Genomic DNA, 18,072 nt, shown 5'->3' with positions numbered 1-18,072 from the left:
CTGGGCTTGTCACAGCGTTTCCATCGCTTATAGCCACCGCCACATGTCACTCGAGGGGAGTTCGAGCGGGCATTTTTCCACGCCATGAGAGGGGAAATTTCGTGGACCTTATCCTAATTTCAATCGGGCTGGGCCTGCTTGCCATTGTGTACGGCATCTTCACCAGCCGCCAGGTACTCGGCGCAGATGCCGGGAACGCCAAGATGCAAGAAATCGCAGGCGCGATCCAGGAAGGCGCGCAGGCCTATCTCAACCGTCAATACACCACCATTGGCATCGTCGGTGTGGTTGTAGCGATCCTTGTCGGGGTATTTCTCGGCGTGATCCCGGCGGTCGGTTTTGTCATTGGCGCGGTGCTTTCAGGCGTTGCGGGCTACATCGGGATGAACATCTCGGTTCGTTCGAACGTGCGTACCGCGCAGGCGGCAAGCACTGGCTTGCAGCAGGGCCTCACCATCGCTTTCCGCGCTGGTGCCATAACCGGCTTGCTGGTCGCTGGTCTCGCGCTGCTGGCAATCGCAGTTTTCTTTTATGTGCTGATCGGGCCAATGGCTCTCGAAGAGAACAGCCGTGCGGTTATCGATGGCCTGGTTGGCCTCGCTTTCGGTGCATCGCTGATCTCGATCTTTGCGCGTCTGGGCGGCGGTATCTTCACCAAGGCTGCTGACGTGGGCGCTGACCTCGTCGGCAAGGTCGAAGCGGGGATTCCGGAGGACGATCCGCGCAACCCGGCAACCATCGCCGACAACGTGGGCGATAATGTCGGCGACTGTGCCGGCATGGCCGCTGACCTGTTCGAAACCTATGTTGTGACCGTTGGCGCAACCATGGTTCTCATGGCGCTGCTGCTGACCGACGTTGGCGATCTGCTGCTGCCGTTGATGGCGCTGCCGCTGCTGATCGGCGGCGCGTGCATCGTGACTTCGATTATCGGTACCTACTTCGTCCGTCTCGGCAATGGCACCAATGTCATGGGCGCGATGTATAAAGGCTTCATCGTGACTGCCGTGCTGGCAATCCCGCTGATCTGGTATGCGACATCTTACGCATTGGGCACCGCCGGTTTCGGCATGAACACCGTGCTCAATCCGGGTCTCGGCATGGTCGAGTTCACTGGCCGTGACCTGTTCTATTGCTCGCTGATCGGGCTCGTTCTGACCGGTGTCATCATCTGGATCACAGAGTACTACACCGGGACTAACTTCCGTCCGGTGCGCTCGATCGCCAAGGCTTCGGAAACGGGCCACGGCACCAACGTGATCCAGGGTTTGGCGATCAGCCTTGAATCGACTGCCCTCCCGACCATCGTCATCATCGCGGCGATCATCGGCGCATATCAGCTCGCTGGTCTGCTCGGCCTCGCATTCGGTGCGACCGCGATGCTCGCACTCGCAGGCATGGTTGTCGCGCTCGACGCTTATGGCCCGGTGACCGACAACGCAGGCGGCATCGCAGAGATGGCAGGTCTGGATGAAAGCGTTCGTGAAAAGACCGACCTGCTTGACGCGGTGGGCAACACCACCAAGGCCGTGACCAAGGGCTATGCCATCGGTTCAGCCGGTCTGGCAGCACTGGTGCTGTTCGCAGCCTACACCGCTGACCTGCGCGAATATTTCCCGAACGCTGAAGTCAACTTCAGCCTCGAGAATCCCTATGTGATCGTCGGCCTGCTGCTCGGTGCATTGCTGCCGTACCTGTTCGGCGCGATGGGCATGACCGCAGTGGGCCGCGCGGCTGGCGACGTGGTTGTTGATGTGCGTGACCAGTTCGCAAAAGACCCGGGCATCATGGCCGGCACCAGCCGTCCGAACTATGCCCGCACGGTTGACCTCGTCACCAAGGCAGCGATCAAGGAAATGATCGTACCCAGCCTGCTTCCGGTGCTTGCACCGATTGTCACCTACTTCGTGATCTACTTGCTGGCCGGTCAGAACGAGGCCTTCGCAGCCGTGGGCGCTTTGCTCCTCGGCGTGATCGTCGGCGGTCTGTTCGTCGCGCTTTCCATGACCGCTGGCGGCGGCGCATGGGACAATGCGAAGAAGTACATCGAAGACGGCAATCACGGCGGCAAGGGCTCTGAAGCTCACAAGGCTGCTGTGACCGGCGACACCGTAGGCGATCCGTACAAGGACACCGCGGGTCCGGCTGTGAACCCGATGATCAAGATCACCAACATCGTCGCGCTGCTGCTGCTCGCGGCGTTGGCTGGGGCGCACTAACGCCCTCAAGTAGCGGTTGCGAAGCACAGCCGCAGGCTGAACCGGTAGGGCGACAAGAAACGGCCTCCCGCGAAACGCTGTTGATCTTCTGAATTACCCCGCTCGGAGCGATCCGGGCGGGGTTTTCATTTGGGTTCTTGACCAAGAGCGTCAGCACCCGCAATGCCAGTTTCAATGACGAACCCAACACCCTCTCCAGAACAGCTCGTTGCTGACCTCGTCGACCTGCTGACGGTCGAGCCTTCAGAAACAGGCCGCTTCACCGGAAAGGCCAAGGCAGATGGCATTGGCCGCATGTTCGGCGGCCAGGTGATCGCACAGGCTTTGCAAGCAGCTCAGGCGACAGTCACTGACGGCAAGCAGGCACACTCGCTCCATGCCTATTTCCTGCGCGGAGGCGAGGAGGGCCCGGTAACCGACCTCGCTGTCGAAGCCGACTTTGATGGACGCAGCTTTGCCAATCGCCGCGTGGTCGCGAGCCAGACCGGCAAGGATGGAGAGACGCGTCCGATCCTCAACCTCACTGCAAGTTTTCAGCGCCCGGAAGACGGCCTTAGCCATGATGACTACACCATGCCGCAAGTCACCCCGCCAGAGGACCTGCGCAGCGACATGGAAGTGCGGCGCGAATATGTCGATCAGGCGGGCATCACCGGCAATGCGCGCGATTTCATGCTGCGCCCGCGCGCGATCGAAATGCGCACGAGTGACAAGCTGCACTGGATGAATTCCGAACCCAAGCCGCCGCACGCTCACACATGGTTCAAGGCCGCCGCTGCATTGCCCGACGATCCGTCCCTGCACCGCGCGGTCATCGCCTATGCCAGCGACTTTACCCTGCTCGGTACCTCAGCCCTGCCCCATGGCCTTTCCTGGATGCGCGGCGAACTGGTCGGCGCGAGCCTTGACCATGCGATCTGGTTCCACCGCCCTGCGCGCGCGGACGAGTGGCTGCTCTATGCGACCGACAGCCCGTGGAGCGGCAATGGCCGCGGCTTCAATCGGGGCCGGATCTTCAGCCGCGAAGGCGAGCTGGTTGCCAGCGTCGCGCAGGAAGGCATGATCCGCAGGCGCAAGAGCACGCCTGACGAGAGCTGATCAGCCACACGTGTTGGTTACACATGTTACACAGTCCAGGGAGCAAATCCGGATCCTGGGATAACCGGGTAATTTCTTCGCGTTATCAGACATTTCAAAGAGCGGCGAGCACATTAGCCCGCCGCTCTCTTGTAGGAAATCAGACTGCTTGTTAATGCGCCAGCAGGATCGGAATGGCAGGATTGGTTACCGCGCGTCTGGTGACACCACCGAGCAGCATTTCAGCAAGCCGCGAGTGCCCGTAAGCGCCCATCACCATCAGCCCGCACTTCCGTGCCTCGGCAGCATGGAACAAGGTGTCCGCTACGCTGCCTTCGCCATGGGGAATGTCCACCAGTTCGCATTCGATCCCGTGGCGGCTGAGATATTCGGCGCCGCGCACCGGCGGGAAATCGAAGCGTTCGCGGTCTTTCTCTTCCGACACACTCACAAGAGAGACCGACCTGGCCTTTTTGAGCATCGGAACCGCTGCGCGTAAAGCGAGCGCAGCTTCGCTGGAGCCATTCCAGGCCACGAAGGCCGGCGCTTCAGCGTCGAACGCCGTCTGTCCTTCTGGCATGACCAGCACTGGCGAACGCGCTTTCACCAGCAATGTACCGACCATGGCGGAAGCGCGGGTATCGGCTTCTCCGGCATCGCGCGGGCCGACCACCAGCAGATCGCTCAGCGGTGAATATTCCAGCAAGGCGTGTTCCGGCAGGCCATGGCGCAGCACCCATTCCCACGCGACATCCTCATTGGCGAGGTCAGCCTCCATCCTGGCACGAAAGGCGGCCGCCTGTTCCCGGATCTGAGGCAGGGCCGCAGCGACTGCGGAGCCATAGATGTCGCCAGGCGCGAAAATCTCGTAGCTTACCGCATGCAGCATCGTGACATGCGCGTCGAAGGCGCGGGCAATGTCGAAGGTCGCCTGCAAGCGGCCCTCGCAACCCTCGGTGTCGTTCACATGAAGCAATATCGATTTCATGGCGGTCTCCTTCCCAGTGGAGGGGCCAGCGGAGCTGGGCCCCTTGTCGATCCTCTATGCCCGCTCACAAGACAAGATTCATTGACCTCGATCAAATCCATAGCACACTTTCTTGCACGAATGCAGTGATGCGCTAGTCTTGCTGATGGAGAGGAACACCCGATGCAGATCACCCGCGAGCCGCCGCTGAAATACACGCTCGAGGCGTCCAACCACCCCTATCTTTCAGGGCCGTGGACACCCGTTCACGAGGAAGTGACGGCAGGCGAGCTCGAAGTGATCGAAGGGGAGATTCCAGCGGATATCGATGGGATATACCTGCGCAACACGGAAAATCCGGTGCATCAGCCGCTAGGCCGCCATCACCCGTTCGATGGCGATGCGATGATCCATCAGGTCGATATTCGGGGCGGCAAGGCGAGCTATCGCAACCGCTTCGTGCGCACACATTGCTTCGTGGCGGAGCAAATCGCGGGCGGCGCGCTTTGGGGCGGGCTGATGGACCCGCCGGGCACGAGCCTGCGCCCCGGTTTTGGCGCGCATGGGGGCCTCAAGGATACGGGCAGCACGGACATCATTGTCCATGCAGGAATTGCCTATGCCACCTTCTACCAATGCGGCGAGGCATGGATGATCGATCCGGTCACGCTCGAAAATCTCGGCAAAGCACCGTGGGGGCCATTGGACGGAGTTTCTGCGCACCCTAAGGTCGATGAAGAAACCGGCGAGCTGATGTTCTTCAACTACTCCGTACACGCGCCTTACATGCATTACGGGGTCGTCGATCGGGCAGGAAAGCTGGTCCACTACGTGCCTATCCCGCTGAAGGGACCGCGCCTGCCGCATGACATGGCGATCACCAGGAACTGGTCGATCCTCAACGACATGCCGCTCTATTGGGACGCAGAGCTGCTAAAGCGTGATATCCACGCCGCGCGCCTGCACGAAGGCGAGGCGACGCGGTTTGCGCTGATCCCGCGGCATGGCAGGCCTGAGGATATTCGCTGGTTCGAGGCGGCGCCGACCTATGTGCTGCATTGGACCAACGCATGGGAGGAAGATGACGAGATCGTGCTCGAAGGCTATTTTCAGGACAAGCCGATGCCCGACCCGCTGGAGCAATTCGGCCGCTATGCACATATGATGGCCTATGTCGATGAACACAGCTTTCAGCCGCGGCTGCATCGCTGGCGGTTCAACCTGACCACGGGCGAGACCCGCGAGGAGCGCCTGTCCGACCGGATCGTCGAATTCGGCATGATCAACCCCGACTACGCGATGAAGCCCAGCCGCTATGTCTGGTCGACCACCAGCAAGCCCGGCTGGTTCCTGTTCAACGGCTATGTCCGTCATGACACCATGACGGGCGAAGAGCAGGTCTATACGCTGCCAGACGGGGTCTATGCGAGCGAAAGCCCTGTGATCCCGAAGAAATCCTGTGCCTCAAGCAGCGGTAACGCAGCACAGTCCATGGCTCCACCGGTAGGCGAACAGGATGCTTACGTCGTGACCTTCCTGATCGACGAGAACAGCGGCACGTCAGAGCTGGCGATCCTTGATGCGAGCGATATCGCCAAAGGGCCAATTTGCCGCGCACGCCTGCCGCACAAGATATCCAGCGGAGTTCACGCCACCTGGGTCGAGCGCGCGATGCTGCGCGCCTGAACCAGCCGCATCAGGGAATGACAACCTCGTCGAAGCGCTTGATCCGAGGCGCAACGTAGTCCGGCTGGTCGATATCAAGCGTGCCGGCCTCGCGCTGTGCCATCAGTGACATGGCGAGCTCTGCGGCATCCATGCGCAGGTCTGTCCAGCTTTCCAGGTCGAATATCTCAGGCGTATATTTTTCGAAGTTTGCGCGAATATCGGCGGGCAGGTCGTCATAGCCTGAAATGTGCTGCCCGTATGCGCGCACCATCGTGCGCCCAGGCGACTGACCCAGCTTGAGATAGGGCGCCCAGCTGATCAGGTTCTGCATGTGAATCTCTGCCGGAACGTGAGTCTTGGTCTCGTCCAGCGCATCGCGCGCATCGGCAGAGAATACCAGCATCGAATCCCAATAGACTGTCTCGCCCGAGGAATAGACACCCCATTCCTCTGGCTGGAGCGAATTGGGCACAGTCAGGCGCGTCAGCGTCGGGACATAGACTCGGTCGCCGATCATGGTGATGTTAAGCGGGTCGGGTGCGAAGCTGTCAGCTCCCTCACCCAGACCCGGCCCGTACTGGCGCGGGACTGGCCCCAGCACGAAATGCGGAAGTTTGATCGTCTCACCAGTGAGCGGGTTCTCCCACTCGTCGATGGCCTCGTTGGTGTCGAACTTCGAGTAATAGGCGACTTCACGGTGCGTGACGTTGAACACGCCGTTCTCATCCGGAGACCACTCCTGAATGATGTAATTGTTCATCGTGAAGAACGGGATGAGATTGCCGTCGCCTGCATAACCAAAGATGTGAAACTTCATGAAGGCGTGGCGCTCCGCTTCCTCGGTCGAGCCCATGATCCGCGCAATCAGGTTGGAGCGCTTGATGGGATCATCGAGGATATTTGCCAGTTCGGCGCGCTTTTCCTCGAGCTCGGCCGGGCTGAGCGGCTCGGGCGCCTGCTGGCACGATGCGAGCGCCAGGCTTGCAGCTGCGAGCAATCCGATGCCTCTGGTCTTCCTGAAGAACCCGCCAATCCGGTTGCTCATGCGCGCCTGCTCCCTCAAATAACTTGCGACCTTTCCTAAGGCTGCATCAGCATAGCTTTACCGGAAACGGGCAAGTGATCGAAGGTCGGATAAAACGCCCCGGTTCTTGGTTTGAAAAACCGCGCTTGCTCAGAACTGAAAGGCGCTGCCGAGGTTGGATCCGATCTCAGGCTCGGGATGCGGCAGGCCGAGCATATTGTTCAAGCCGCGGCGCAAGGGATTGGTGCAGTAAGGTGGTCCGCCCCGGTATTGGATATACCCTTCGAGGATGCCCGTCCGGCCTTGATTCATGATCGTCACCCGCCCCAGATTTCCGAAGTCTTCTGGCAAGACCACTGGATCGCATCGCCGCAAGGTCAGCGAGCCTTGCGGTCCCGCTTCACCCTCGATCGCCGTGCACACAAACGGCGTAATGTACCTGTAGGTGCGCGAGATCCAGTCAGGGATCGGGCCTTGTTCATCCCACACCCATTTCGGATCTCGCATGGCAGGAGTGAAAGCACCCTCTTCGACGGTGATCTGATCGCGCGGCACATCGAAATAGCCCGCCATTTGCTCGACCAGCGATTCACGCCAGGGCTGCTGCTCGTACCAGTCATCCCGCTTTTCCTGCGAGCCGAAATCCACTTCGACAGCCCAGCTCACTCCATTTGACCAGCAATTGCCGAGATGATTGAAGCGCTTAGGTGCAATTTCGGCATCGGGAGGTGTGTTGAGGCCGCCTTGCACCAGTTCGATGCGATCGTCGAAATAATCCCCTTGGGAATCGATCCATGTGATCGCAACCGGTGCGACAAGCGCACTCAGAACAGCCGCTGTCGCAATCACTTGCACAGGCCATGATTTCCATATTCTGTCAGGCGTCAGACGGTGCGCAAGAAACACCAGGCCAATGATCGCAATTGGCACACCAAACCAGGCAAGCATGGCGAACTGGAAATCTGTCATCGCGCCATCCTAGCCGCTGGCGTGGTAAAAATCGTAAATCTTTCGCGCGACCGCTTCGCTGACTCCCGGTGCGCGCTGCAGGTCTTCCAGCGCGGCTGCGCGAACCTTGCTCGCAGTGCCGAAATGCAGCAGCAGCGCGCGCTTCCTCGAAGGACCAATGCCGGGAATTTCATCGAGCGGTGATGCGGTGATCGCCTTGCTGCGCTTGGCGCGGTGTGCGCCGATGACATAGCGGTGGACCTCATCGCGCAGATTCTGCAAATGAAACAGCAGCGGCGAATTCACCGGCAGCGTCTTCTCGCGCCCGTCGGGGAAGTGAAAGACTTCGCGCCCTTCCCGCCCGTGATGCGGGCCCTTGGCGATGGCGATCAGCGGAACGTCTTCGATACCAAGCTCTTCCAGCGTCTCGCGCACGGATGACATCTGCCCCTTGCCGCCATCGATCAGGACGAGGTCAGGCCACATGCCGCCTTCACGATCAGGGTCCTCCTTCATTGCACGAGAGAACCGACGGTGCATCACTTCGCGCATCATGCCGAAATCGTCATTGGTCTGCGCTTCGCGAATATTGAACTTGCGGTACTGGTTCTTGAGGAAGCCTTCGGGGCCCGCGACCACCATCGCACCGACGGCCTTCGCACCCTGAATGTGGCTGTTGTCGTAAATCTCGATCCGCTCAGGCGGCGCGTCGAGTTCGAGGAAATCGGCAAGCTCGCGGTTGATCTTCGCCTTGGTGCCGCTTTCCGCAAGCCGACGCTCCAATGCTTCGACCGCATTGCGGCTGGCCTGCTCCATCAAGCGCCGCCGGTCGCCGCGCTGCGGGACAGAGATCGTGACCGTCTTGCCGGCAAGTTCGCTCAGCGCTTCAGCCATCAGTTCGGTTTCGGGGAGTTCGCGGTCCACCAATACCGTCGGCGGCGGCGGCACTTCCTCGTAGAATTGCAGCAACACATCGGCGAGCACTTCGGCCTCTTCCACATCCTTGGTGTGCGCCGGGAAGAACGCGCGGTGGCCCCAGTTCTGCCCGCCGCGGATGAAGAAGGCCTGCACGCCGATCTGACCGCCTTTGCTTGCGAGCGCGAAGACGTCAGCGTCCCCTACCCCGCTCGCATTGATCGCCTGGCTCCCCTGGATGAAAGTCGCTGCGCGCAGCCGGTCACGCAGGATCGCTGCGGTCTCGAAATCGAGATCTTCCGCAGCCTTCGCCATCTGCTTTTCCAAGTCCGCCTGCACCGAAGATGACTTGCCCGAGAGGAAGTCCTTCGCCTGATCGACCAGCGCAGCATAGCCCGCCTCGTCAATCCGCCCGACACAGGGCGCGGAGCAGCGCTTGATCTGGTAAAGCAGGCACGGCCGGTCGCGATTGGCGAAGAAGCTGTCGGTGCAACTCCTTAAGAGGAACAGCTTTTGCAGCGCATTGATCGTCGTGTTGACACTGCCCGCACTCGCGAAGGGACCGTAGTAATTGCCTTTGGCCCGCCGCGCCCCGCGATGCTTCATGATCCGCGGAAAGTCGTGATCCACGCGCAGCAGGATGAAGGGAAAGCTCTTGTCATCGCGCAGCAGCACGTTGAACGGCGGGCGATAGCGCTTGATCAGCTGCGCTTCCAGGAGCAGCGCTTCCGCCTCGCTGTTGGTGGTCACGATCTCCATCGCCCGCGTCTGGCTGACCATCCGCTGCAAGCGTCCCGAGAGCTGCTTGACCTGAGTATAATTCGGCACCCGCGCCTTCAGGCTGCGCGCCTTGCCGACATACAGCACATCGCCGCGCGTATCGAGCATCCGGTAAACGCCGGGCACCGGCTTCAGCGTTGCAACAGTTTCCCGGATCGCCTTGATCCCGGCTTCGATATCGGGCTGCGCGCTGGCAACGGTATAGGCCGCGCGTTCTTCATTGAAGCGCTCCTTCCCGCGAGGGTCGTGCGGCGATCCTGCTCTGGAAGAATAGTTCGGGCCAGCCATTGGGGCGGGAGATAGGCGTTGAAGCCAGCGGACTCAATTCCGCAAGGCTACAAAAACATACATAAGCGGCACAGCTGCGCTTGCGCCCTCGTCCGCCCCGTGCGAACCACCGCCCCAATAGCGCCCCAATTAAGGGAGACAGCATGACAAAACAGGTCGCGCCGCCGCGCACAGTCGGCGTTTTCGGTACAACGCTGTTCACTGTAAACGGCATGATCGGCGCGGGCATATTTGCTCTGCCGGCGCTGCTGGTCGCCGCAGTCGGGAGCTTCGCGCCATGGCTGATGCTGCTGGGCGGCTTGCTGTTCCTGCCGCTCATCCTGGTGTTCGCACGTCTCGCCAGCCGGTTCGACCATAGCGGCGGCCCGATCCTCTATGGTCAAGCCGCTTTCGGTCCCTTCGTGGGGTTTCAGGCGGGCTGGGGCAGACTTGCATCGGCCATGACCACGCTTGCGGCAAACACGCATGTCATGGTCACCTATCTCGCAGCCATCTGGCCGGTGCTCGATGGTCCGGTTCTGCGCCCCGTCGCGGTGGTTTCGATCATCGCTGCCATGCTCGCGATCAACCTGTTCGGAATGAAGCAATCGGTCAGCGTGCTTGGACTGATGACGTTGATCAAGTTCGCACCGCTGATCATTCTGACCGGGGCTGCAATCTTTGCAGGTTTGAGCGGCGGGCCGATCATCGTGCCTGAATTTGGTGCGATCGAAAGCGTGGTGCTGCTGACCTATTATGCGTTCATCGGGTTTGAAGCAGTGGTCCTCTCGGCAGGCGAGATGAAGCAACCAAGGCGCGATGTGCCTGTCGGGCTGGTGCTTGGTCTCGCCATCGTGACCGCGATCTACATGGCGGTGATCTGGGCCTATCTTGCGATTGCACCGGGTCAAAGTGATGCACCCAATTCGCTCGCAGCGGCCGCTGGCGCACTCATGGGCGAATTTGGCACGCTCATGATCGTGCTCGCGGCGGCCATCTCTATCGGCGCGAACACTTTCAATGGAGGCATAGCAACGCCGCGCCTAATGTATGGCATGGCGGAACAAGGCATGCTGCCACGCTGGTTCATGGGACTTTCGCGGTGGGGCACGCCGGGTAATGCAATCGGTTTTCTGGCGGTCGTGTCGATCCTCTTCAGCCTGTGGGACGGGTTTGAATTTCTGGCGGTTGCAGGCACACTCACCCGCATGCTGACCTACTTTATTTGCATGCTCGCCTTGCCCGTGATCGAAAGACGCGAAGGCAGGGTCACTCCGGTCAGCGCGCTGATCTGTGTGCTCGCACTGGTGAGCTCGGTGTGGGTCGCCAGCCATGCGAGCATGGAGGCCTTCACTATGCTGGGCCTGATCCTTGTAGTTGGAACAGGCCTCTACTTCCTGGCAATACGGTCCCATGCGCAGGCTGCGGCGGCTTAAGCACCCATGAGCAACGCGTTCGATGCCATAATTCTTGGCGCAGGGGCCGCAGGGCTGATGTGCGCCGCACGCGCAGGCCAGCGCGGCAAGCGCGTTCTGGTGCTGGAACGTGCGGAGAAGCCGGGCAAAAAGATCCTCATTTCAGGCGGCGGGCGCTGCAATTTCACCAATATCGGTGCAGGACCTGCGAACTACCTCTCGGTCAATCCGCATTTCGCCAAGTCCGCGCTCGCCCGGTATACTGCGCGCGATTTCCTCGATCTGGTCGAGAGCTACGGCATTGCCTGGCATGAGAAGACACTCGGCCAGCTGTTCTGTGACGGCTCCGCAAGGCAGATTGTCGACATGCTGCTGGCAGAGTGCGCAAAAGGCGATGTCGAGGTCCGCTGTGATGCAGACGTCACCGCAGTTGAACACGAAGCAGGCCGCTTTGCAGTCATGGCCAGCGGACACATCGTGACCGCGCCGAGCCTCGTTATCGCGAGCGGCGGGCCGTCGATCCCCAAGATGGGCGCGACAGGCTTCGCCTATGACCTCGCGCGGCAATTCGGCTTGAAAGTGGTCGAGCCGCGCCCCGCGCTTGTCCCGCTGACGCTGGGCGGCGAGGAAGTGCTGTTCCGCGAGATTTCCGGTGTCAGCGCACCTGTGATCGCAAGCGCGGGCAAGACGAGCTTCCCCGAAGCAGCGCTGTTTACGCATCGCGGCCTCTCTGGCCCGGCGATCCTCCAGGCCTCTTCTTACTGGGAGCCGGGCGAGCCGATCGTGATCAACTTCTTGCCCGACCTCGGCTCTGGCTGGCTGCTTGAGCGCAAACGCGACATGCCGCGTGGGACCTTCAAGCAGGTGCTGCGTGAGCTGCTGCCGGACAGGCTGGCAGACATCCTCGCTCACAGGCTTGGTATCCCAGCCGAACTTGGCAATGCGAGCGACAAGGCCCTGCGTTCGGCGGAAGAGCGGCTGTCGCGTTGGGAATTCCGCCCCAATGGTACGGAAGGCTTTGCCAAGGCCGAAGTGACCGTCGGCGGGATCTCCACCGCAGAGCTTTCATCAAAAACAATGGAATCGAGGAAAGTCCCCGGCCTCTATGCCATCGGCGAAGCGGTCGATGTGACCGGCTGGCTCGGCGGGTATAACTTCCAGTGGGCGTGGGCGAGCGGGGTCGCCGCAGGGGATTCGCTTTGACCGCGGGCGGGCCATGTCCGGCAAAAAAGGCCGCCACCTGGCTGATTTCCTGCAATCCGTAACGTAAGGCTCTGCCGTTCACGTCAAGTTGTGCATTGCAGCGAACCTCTGCTAGGGTCTACACGTCAGATCGGTAAGAGCCGACACTATCGACAGGAGGGAACCTTGCGGCAATTGCAAGGCATGGATGCGAGCTTCGTTGCGCTGGAAACACGCAATTCGCCGATGCATATCGGCTCGATCCTGATCTACAATCCCGAAACCGCGCCGGGCGGCTTCGTCCGTTTCAAGGACATTCTGAGCTTTTTCGAAAGCCGGATGCAACTCTCTCGCACGATCCGCCAGCGATTGGTGCGGGTCCCGATGGATCTCGATTATCCTTACTGGATCGAGGATCCTGACTTCGATCTGGAATATCACGTCCGTCACGTCGCTCTGCCCAAGCCGGGCGACTGGCGACAGCTGTGCATTCAGGCCGCGCGGATCTTTTCGCGCCCGCTTGATCTCGACCGGCCACCGTGGGAATTCACTGTGGTCGAAGGGCTCGACAACGTCCCCGGCGTTCCCAAGGGCAGCTACGCGATGGTCACCAAGGTCCACCATGCCGCGATCGACGGGATGAGCGGGATCGACCTGATGGAGGCAACGCATACGCTTGAGCCGAATGCACCCCCGCCAAAGACGAAAGACCAGTGGAAACCCGAGCGCGTACCCACTGCGATCGAACTGCTCAGCAAGAGCTATTTCAACGCAGTCACCAACCCGCTCAAACAGCTTGAAGTGGCAGCCAAGGCAGCGCCGGGGCTCGCCCGCGCAATCAAGGGCCTGGCGGTCAAGGAATTCAAGGTCGAAAGCGCGATGCTGGCGCCCAAGACGCGCTTCAACCGCAAGATTTCGCCGCACCGGGTGGTCGAAGGTCGCAGCTTTCCGCTCGCCAGTATCAAGAAGATACGCGCACTGGATGAAGGCGCGAAGGTCAACGATGTGTTCCTTACCATCGTTGGCGGAGCGATGCGCAAGTATCTGAAATCAAAGAACGACCTTCCGAAGACCACGCTGACGGCGATGGCCCCGATCTCAACCCGCTCGGGTGACGAGAAAGGCGACATGGGTAACCAGGTTTCCGCCATGATCGCACAATTGGGCACGCATATCGAAGACCCGGTTGAGCGGCTCAAATATGTCCATTCGCGCACGACCAACTCCAAGGCGATGACAGACGCACTGGGTGCGCGCAACATGACGGAAATCAGCAAGGTCAGCCCAGCGCTGTGGATGTCGCTTGGCGCGCAGCTCTACACTCGTCTGGGCCTTGCCAACCGCGGCGTTGGCCCGCCCTTCACCACCGTTGTGACCAATGTTCCAGGCCCGCCGATCCCGATCTTCTCGAGCGGCGCAAAGCTGGAGAGCATGATGGGTCTGGTCTGCCTCAATGACGGGCTAGGCCTCGGCCATGTCGTGCAGAGCTATTGCGATGAAGCGACGATCAGCTTCACCGCCTGCCGCGAGGCGCTGCCCGATCCTGACTTCTATATCGAATGCATCGTCGAGAGCTATGAAGAGTTGCTCGCGGCGGCCGAAGCGCACGAGAACAAGCCTGCCCCACCGAAGAAGCCGGGTGCGCGCAAGGCAGCTCCCACAAAGACCGGAGCAACCGGCAAGCCGGCCAGCAAACCTGCTGCCAAGAAGCCGGCAGCCAAGGCCACACGCGCAGCTCCTGTCAAGGCAGGTGCCACGTCCAAGACCGCGCATGAGCCTGCCGCGCGGACGACTGCAACCAAGGTCACACGCGCAGCTCCTGCAAAAAGCGGCGCTACTGCCAAACCGGCCAACACGCCTGCGCCGAAGAAGGCAGCGGCAAAGCCGAAGCCTGCTGCTCCATCCAAGACCGGGGCCAGCGCGAAAGCACCCGCCAGCAAGGCTGCCGCCAGGAAGAAGCCAGCGCGGCGCAAACCTGCTGCCAAATCCGCAGAATTTGCCAAGAAGACGGCCCAAAAGACGGCCCAAGAGACGGCCCAAGAGACGGCCCAAGAGACGGGGAGCAAGCCCGCGAAGTAACGAGGATAATCCGTAAGGGGAACACATTTGACTGCGATTGCCATGCCGAAGAGCGAACTTGACCTTGAACATGACCTCAGCCCGCGGCCACCGAGCCGGTTCTGGGCCTTAGCGGAGGGTCGAGCGTTCTTCGAACTCGGCGCGTTCTACATGATGCGCCCGTTCCTTTCGCAGTTGCCCAAGGGCGATGGCCACGCGGTGAAAGTGCTGCCGGGCTTCATGGCAACCAACAATTCGACCATTCCGATGCGAAATTTGCTGCGCGATCTCGGCTATGATGCGCATGGCTGGGACAGCGGGCGCAATGTGCGAGTGGATGATGCACTGCTGGGGCGGCTCGTCGCGCAGCTTGAGCGGCTCAATGACGATAGCGGGCGCAAGGTTTCGCTGGTCGGCTGGAGTCTTGGCGGCGTGCTCGCGCGTGAACTGGCGAAGCTCCACCCGGATCGCGTGCGCCTTGTGATCTCGCTCGGCAGTCCGATCTCGGATGATCGCAATCACACCAATGCAGCGCGTCTGTTCGAATTCTTCAACGGCACGGAGCCCGAAGTGCAGCGCGAAGGCCGTTTTACCGGGCTCGACGAGGCTCCGCCCGTGCCAACCACTTCGATCCTGACCAAAACCGACGGCGTAGTGCATTGGCGCGGCTCGGTTCAGAAGCCCAGCAAGACACCGACCGAGAATATCGAAGTCTATGCGAGCCATCTGGGTCTCGGCGTGAACCCGTCTGTGATGATCGCGATCGCCGATCGCCTCGCGCAGAAAGAAGGCGAGTGGATGCCGTTCGAACCATCGCTTGCACAGCAATGGATGTATCCCCATACCGGCTTCCGCGCGTGACCTGAGCCTGACCGCCGGTTGCGAGCGGTCAGAACATCTTACGCAAATCCAGTCCGAGATAGCGTCCGGTCGGATCGATCAGGTCTGGCTGGAAGGCTGTTGGCACTTCACCGAGGCCATCACGTACGTTACGCCGGGCGTTGAAGACGTTGTCTGCACGCAGACTGACCCGGAAGTTGTTTGCGAAAGTGTCTTTTGCATCAAACACTTCGCCCAAATTGAAGAACACCCGGACATCGAAAGTCACCAGGTCGCCGAAGAACAGATCAGACGCGCCAGCAGGATCGCTGCCGCTGACGCGGGTCTTGCCGGTATAGCTTCCTGACAGGCGCATACCCGTGCCCCTGCGGAACATGCCCGCTTCCAGCCTGCTCGAGTGACGCGGGAACCCGAAAGTCCCGGTCGCATCGCCATCAAGCTGATCGAGCGGTGCAATACCATCCGCGATCAGGATCGTGTTCTCAAGCTCGACGGTATGAGTGAGATTGACAAAATAGCGACCGCGACCATCTGCCCCGAACCCGCGTCCGCCCATGCCGGGAGGGCCGCCAGCACCGCTTGGCCGCGCATTCTCGCCCTGTCGGCTTTCGCCTTGCCCCGGCGCCCCTCCAGGACCGGCTTCACCGGAGGGTTCAGGCCGCGGAGCTGGTTGTCCAAAGCTGCCGCGTGTCGTCAGGCCAAAAACAAGCCGCTCGGCCCGCGTTTCCGCAAACGTCACGAATCTTTGGTCCAGCTCAACCAGCTGGCCGCCTGCGTCGCGTGTCACGCGGTCAGGAAACGCATCTTCGATCACTTGCGTGAGCGCGGGAAAGCCGCTCGTCACATCATCAGACCGGTTGCGGATGTAGTCGACAGAGAAACGGGTGCTTTCCCAGAAAGGCAGTTCCCAGTTCGCTGCGAACTTCCAGTCGCGTTGTTGTTCGTCCCGAAGGTTGGGATTGCCTCCGGAGGTTACCGCCACCAGCACCGTTTCGCCATTGACAAGATCGAAGACCGGCACGTTGAGCGTTTCTATAGCCGGGCTGCCAAGCTGGGTCAGGCTGGGTGCAACCTGAGTTAGGATATAAGTGCCGCTCAAGGTCAGGCCATCGAGGGGCTCCCAGGTCACGCCAGCGCTCGCATCGGTGAGGGTGCCGAAGTCCGACAGCTCTTCAATCCCGCCGCTGAAATTGAGCGTCACCCCGCCAATCGCGCCCCATGCGCCGCCGCGATCCGCAATCGGGATCGCGACATTGGTACCTGCTTCAAATCGCGAGCGATCGAGCTTGGTATCCTGCAGAGTGCGCGTGTCAGTGCTTTTGATCTGCAACCAGTCAAAACCAAAGTTGAAAGTGGTGGAGACCTCACCGGCCGGGACCATGAGTGGATTTCCGACGAAGATGACCTGGTTGTCCGATCGCAAGGTGCGGTTGGTTGCGGTTTCGACATCAGCGGACACGCTGGTCGGCAAGTCCCCGTCGAGCGCGAGCGTACCGGCCAGCGCCGCCGTTTCCAGATCGGTTGTATCGAACGCCTGGTCAATCAGGCTCGTGCTGTCAGTTGCCGTGCCGTTCGAGGTCGCGGTCAGCTGCCACCCGCCAAGCCGGCGCGAATAGGTGAGCCCGGTGGAGAATGTATCGCTGTTGTTGCGACGTCTGAGTGGGGTTTCGGCGCCGAAGGTTCGGAACTCTGTCTCAACCCCATTATCGAGCAAGACCGAGTTCAGGCCAGACAGACTGCGATTCTCTTCGCGCTCGTACGTCGCGTTCAAGGTCAGCAGGCTGCCTGTATCAAGGTTCGCTTTGGTCCAGTTGAGAGTTGCCTCTGCTGAGAGCCGGTCACTGACGAGGCTGCGGTAGCGCGCCGGGTCAGGGTCGCCTGCGACAAGGCTGACCGAGCCTTCGGTCTGATCGACGCCCCGCTCGGCCTCTGTCAACATGGTTCGGTCATTGACCTCAGCGTTGAAGTTGAGCCGGTTGCCCTGATCGAACTTGAGATAGGTGAACTCGGCTTCGCGTGCGGCATATCCGCCATCAGATGGCCCTTCCCATTCGACCTCTGCTTCGCGGCTGTTGTAATTGTCCTTGAGGATCAGATTGACCACGCGGCGGTCAGGCGGAAAGCCGAAGCGCTGAGCGACCTCTTCCGGCATCACCTCCACCTTTGCGATTGCCTCTGGCGGGTAGGAGCGCAGTTCCCGGAAGCTGCTGATCCGGAGGCCATTGACGAGGATTGCAGGCTGGCCGCCTCCGCCCCGCCCGCGCGACGAACCGGTCTGCGGAGAAATCACCGCGAGCAATTCCGTGAGCGAGTTTGCCCCTATCCCCTCGATGTCAGCCGCATCAAGTTCCAGCACTGGAGCCTGCTCAACCTGCAACTGGCCGCGCAGTCGCTGCCCGCGAACGATGATCGCTCCGCCTTCCGGCGTCTCGATGCTTTCGGGCGGATCTTCCATTGCAGGAACAGCGGCTGGCTTTTCTGCCGCTTGCGCAGACAGTGGAGCCGAGGCGAGCGCCATCAGGCATGTGCCGAAAAACAGGGAAGTGGGGGACTTCATTTGCTTCGCTTTCGCTGAGAAGCTGCATTCGCACAAGCTTCGGAATTGTAACATATTGCAACGTGGTTCTTGCGCATAAGTTTCATGCACTCAAAACCACTTCAGGCTCGATAACGCTCGAGGCTTCCCTTTTTTCCCGCACACGGCTATTGGCC

General features: G+C 60.7%; 12 protein-coding genes. 7 read left to right on the top strand and 5 right to left on the bottom strand.

Annotated features, from left to right (window positions below; translation table 11 throughout):
- Nucleotides 1–101: 101 nt before the first annotated feature.
- Together ACG9DO_RS07455 and ACG9DO_RS07450 are read left to right on the top strand one after the other, a co-directional pair.
- Entirely contained in the window at nt 102–2,219 is a 2,118-nt protein-coding gene (locus tag ACG9DO_RS07455) for a sodium-translocating pyrophosphatase (RefSeq protein WP_394731087.1), read from the top strand.
- Between the two features lie 174 nt (nt 2,220–2,393).
- A complete protein-coding gene (locus ACG9DO_RS07450; protein ID WP_394731085.1) occupies nt 2,394–3,317 on the top strand; it encodes an acyl-CoA thioesterase in 924 nt (307 codons plus the stop codon).
- A gap of 151 nt (nt 3,318–3,468) precedes the next feature.
- Here ACG9DO_RS07450 and ACG9DO_RS07445 read toward each other — a convergent pair whose 3' ends face one another.
- Nucleotides 3,469–4,284 carry a universal stress protein gene (locus ACG9DO_RS07445; protein ID WP_394731083.1) on the bottom strand — a complete coding sequence of 272 codons (816 nt, stop codon included), beginning with the start codon at nt 4,282–4,284 and terminating at the stop codon, nt 3,469–3,471.
- Between the two features lie 162 nt (nt 4,285–4,446).
- Here ACG9DO_RS07445 and ACG9DO_RS07440 point away from each other — a divergent pair, with 162 nt between their 5' ends.
- Nucleotides 4,447–5,949, top strand: a complete 1,503-nt coding sequence (locus tag ACG9DO_RS07440; protein WP_394731081.1) for a carotenoid oxygenase family protein — start codon at nt 4,447–4,449, stop codon at nt 5,947–5,949.
- 10 nt (nt 5,950–5,959) lie between these two features.
- On the opposite strand, the gene ACG9DO_RS07435 is transcribed toward ACG9DO_RS07440, so the two are convergent.
- The 3 genes from ACG9DO_RS07435 to uvrC form a co-directional block, all read right to left on the bottom strand.
- Nucleotides 5,960–6,976 carry a DUF1838 family protein gene (locus ACG9DO_RS07435; protein ID WP_394731080.1) on the bottom strand — a complete coding sequence of 339 codons (1,017 nt, stop codon included), beginning with the start codon at nt 6,974–6,976 and terminating at the stop codon, nt 5,960–5,962.
- A 129-nt stretch (nt 6,977–7,105) separates the two neighbouring features.
- Nucleotides 7,106–7,924: a hypothetical protein gene (locus ACG9DO_RS07430; protein WP_394731079.1), complete on the bottom strand. Its 819-nt coding sequence runs from the start codon at nt 7,922–7,924 to the stop codon at nt 7,106–7,108.
- 9 nt (nt 7,925–7,933) lie between these two features.
- Nucleotides 7,934–9,886: an excinuclease ABC subunit UvrC gene (gene uvrC, locus ACG9DO_RS07425; RefSeq protein ID WP_394731077.1), complete on the bottom strand. Its 1,953-nt coding sequence runs from the start codon at nt 9,884–9,886 to the stop codon at nt 7,934–7,936.
- A 143-nt stretch (nt 9,887–10,029) separates the two neighbouring features.
- Here uvrC and ACG9DO_RS07420 point away from each other — a divergent pair, with 143 nt between their 5' ends.
- From ACG9DO_RS07420 to ACG9DO_RS07405, 4 genes are all read left to right on the top strand, one after another.
- Complete coding sequence (locus ACG9DO_RS07420) at nt 10,030–11,301, top strand: APC family permease (RefSeq protein ID WP_394731076.1); 1,272 nt, start codon at nt 10,030–10,032, stop codon at nt 11,299–11,301.
- A gap of 6 nt (nt 11,302–11,307) precedes the next feature.
- On the top strand, nt 11,308–12,483 hold the full coding sequence (locus ACG9DO_RS07415; RefSeq protein ID WP_394731075.1) for an NAD(P)/FAD-dependent oxidoreductase: 1,176 nt from the start codon (nt 11,308–11,310) through the stop codon (nt 12,481–12,483).
- Nucleotides 12,484–12,648: 165 nt separating this feature from the next.
- Nucleotides 12,649–14,541, top strand: a complete 1,893-nt coding sequence (locus ACG9DO_RS07410) for a wax ester/triacylglycerol synthase family O-acyltransferase (protein WP_394731074.1) — start codon at nt 12,649–12,651, stop codon at nt 14,539–14,541.
- A 27-nt stretch (nt 14,542–14,568) separates the two neighbouring features.
- A complete protein-coding gene (locus ACG9DO_RS07405; RefSeq protein WP_394731073.1) occupies nt 14,569–15,381 on the top strand; it encodes an esterase/lipase family protein in 813 nt (270 codons plus the stop codon).
- Between the two features lie 28 nt (nt 15,382–15,409).
- On the opposite strand, the gene ACG9DO_RS07400 is transcribed toward ACG9DO_RS07405, so the two are convergent.
- Nucleotides 15,410–17,917, bottom strand: a complete 2,508-nt coding sequence (locus ACG9DO_RS07400; protein ID WP_394731072.1) for a TonB-dependent receptor — start codon at nt 17,915–17,917, stop codon at nt 15,410–15,412.
- Nucleotides 17,918–18,072 lie beyond the last annotated feature (155 nt).

Source organism: Altererythrobacter sp. GH1-8 (assembly GCF_043702085.1).
GTDB lineage: Bacteria > Pseudomonadota > Alphaproteobacteria > Sphingomonadales > Sphingomonadaceae > Erythrobacter.
The sequence above is the reverse complement of the archived record's forward strand: the minus strand, read 5'-3'. Positions and strand labels throughout refer to the sequence as shown.

Bases quoted from the DNA above. Each gene is read 5' to 3' on its own strand.
- ACG9DO_RS07450 (WP_394731085.1), top strand. From the start codon at position 2,394: ATGACGAACCCAACACCCTCTCCAGAACAGCTCGTTGCTGACCTCGTC.
- ACG9DO_RS07445 (WP_394731083.1), bottom strand. From the start codon at position 4,284: ATGAAATCGATATTGCTTCATGTGAACGACACCGAGGGTTGCGAGGGC.
- ACG9DO_RS07440 (WP_394731081.1), top strand. From the start codon at position 4,447: ATGCAGATCACCCGCGAGCCGCCGCTGAAATACACGCTCGAGGCGTCC.
- ACG9DO_RS07435 (WP_394731080.1), bottom strand. From the start codon at position 6,976: ATGAGCAACCGGATTGGCGGGTTCTTCAGGAAGACCAGAGGCATCGGA.
- ACG9DO_RS07430 (WP_394731079.1), bottom strand. From the start codon at position 7,924: ATGACAGATTTCCAGTTCGCCATGCTTGCCTGGTTTGGTGTGCCAATT.
- uvrC (WP_394731077.1), bottom strand. From the start codon at position 9,886: ATGGCTGGCCCGAACTATTCTTCCAGAGCAGGATCGCCGCACGACCCT.
- ACG9DO_RS07420 (WP_394731076.1), top strand. From the start codon at position 10,030: ATGACAAAACAGGTCGCGCCGCCGCGCACAGTCGGCGTTTTCGGTACA.
- ACG9DO_RS07415 (WP_394731075.1), top strand. From the start codon at position 11,308: ATGAGCAACGCGTTCGATGCCATAATTCTTGGCGCAGGGGCCGCAGGG.
- ACG9DO_RS07400 (WP_394731072.1), bottom strand. From the start codon at position 17,917: ATGAAGTCCCCCACTTCCCTGTTTTTCGGCACATGCCTGATGGCGCTC.